The organism is Aquimarina agarivorans, assembly GCF_000218485.1.
GTDB lineage: Bacteria > Bacteroidota > Bacteroidia > Flavobacteriales > Flavobacteriaceae > Aquimarina > Aquimarina agarivorans.
In genome coordinates, this window is record NZ_AFPB01000083.1 from 1 (window position 1) to 1,354 (window position 1,354).

At 28.3% G+C, this 1,354-nt stretch carries 2 protein-coding genes; both read left to right on the top strand.

The window, feature by feature from the left end:
- Positions 1 to 228 precede the first annotated feature (228 nt).
- Entirely contained in the window at positions 229 to 792 is a 564-nt protein-coding gene (locus GMC_RS0103835) for a Crp/Fnr family transcriptional regulator (RefSeq protein WP_010520892.1), read from the top strand.
- A gap of 89 nt (positions 793 to 881) precedes the next feature.
- Positions 882 to 1,352 (top strand): RidA family protein, encoded by a 471-nt coding sequence (locus GMC_RS0103840; RefSeq protein WP_010520893.1) that lies wholly within the window; start codon positions 882 to 884, stop codon positions 1,350 to 1,352.
- The last annotated feature ends 2 nt before the right edge of the window (positions 1,353 to 1,354 follow it).

Below are 1,354 nucleotides of genomic sequence, written 5' to 3' on the forward strand. Positions count from 1 at the left end.
TACGGTGTATAAAACATAGGGCTTTTGGGATTAATCGAAAGATCTGTGCTTATTTACAAAGTCCATTAAATATAAAATTTGTCATTTGTGAGAAAAAGATAAAAGCAAAATATTTATATTTAGCTAAGTAATAACCCGAAGCGATAGTGCCTATTAACTGCCCTACGTTTCTTATACTAACCGTTGGGCATCATTAAATACAACATTCAAAATTAGAGTTCTTATTTGATGAAAGAAAAATTAAAAGAGCATATTGAAAAATTAATTCCTCTTACAGATGATGAGTTCTCATTTGTTTTATCACATTTCTCATTTGAAAAATTTAAAAAAAATGATTTTCTTATTCAAAAAGGAAAAAATGTAAAGAATTGTTATTTTATTGTTTCTGGGCTTTTAAAATTAGTTTATGAAGACAAAAATGGGAAACAACATATTGTATCATTTGCAATGGAAGACTGGTGGGAAAGTGATTTTTCAGCTTATTTTACGAAAACTAAAGCTAAAATGTCATTACAATGTATTGAAGACACTATAGCATTTTCGATAAGTCTTAAAAATTACCAAAAACTATCTACTGAGTTACACAAAATGGAGCGTTTCTTTCTCAAGAAATCTAACTCAGGACATATTGCTTCACAAAATAGAATTTTATCTTTCCTAACATCAAATGCTAAGGAAAGGTATGAGCAATTACTTAAACAGTATCCATTATTATTTCAACGAGTTCCCAAAACTCTTTTAGCTTCTTATTTAGGTGTTTCACGCGAGACACTAAGTAGGCTTTCTTCTTAGAATTTTTCACTTTTTTATAATTGTGATGTTTGTCACGTGTGAATAATGCTATTATTCAAATTTTTGTAAAAGAAATAAAGTCTACAATTATGAAAAATCAAGTAAAAATTTTAATAATCATATTATTAACCACTTTGTCATCATTAGCGCAAAATAAAAAAGAAGAACAAATGAAAAAGCGAACAATTAACCCTTGGAAATGGCAGAATGAAAGGAACTATGTACAAGCTATTGAAGTAACAAAAGTAGAAGGAACTCTGTATGTTTCTGGACAAACAGCTATTGATGCCGATGGAATATCAAGTACAGAGGATATGAAAAATCAATTAATTCATTCCATACAAAATCTGGAGAAAATTATAAAGGAAGCAGGATATGAATGTAAAAATATTGTACGGTTGAACATTTATACAACTTCATCAGATGAACTTTTCACTTGTTTTGATATTTTCCAAAACTGGATAACTGAACACAATATAAAACAAGCAAGTACTTTATTAGAAGTAAAAAGTCTTTTTGAAACATTAAAAGTAGAATTAGAAGCTACCGTAGTAAAATAGTA

Coding starts and splice junctions, on each gene's coding strand:
- GMC_RS0103835 (WP_010520892.1), top strand. CDS start 229: ATGAAAGAAAAATTAAAAGAGCATATTGAAAAATTAATTCCTCTTACA.
- GMC_RS0103840 (WP_010520893.1), top strand. CDS start 882: ATGAAAAATCAAGTAAAAATTTTAATAATCATATTATTAACCACTTTG.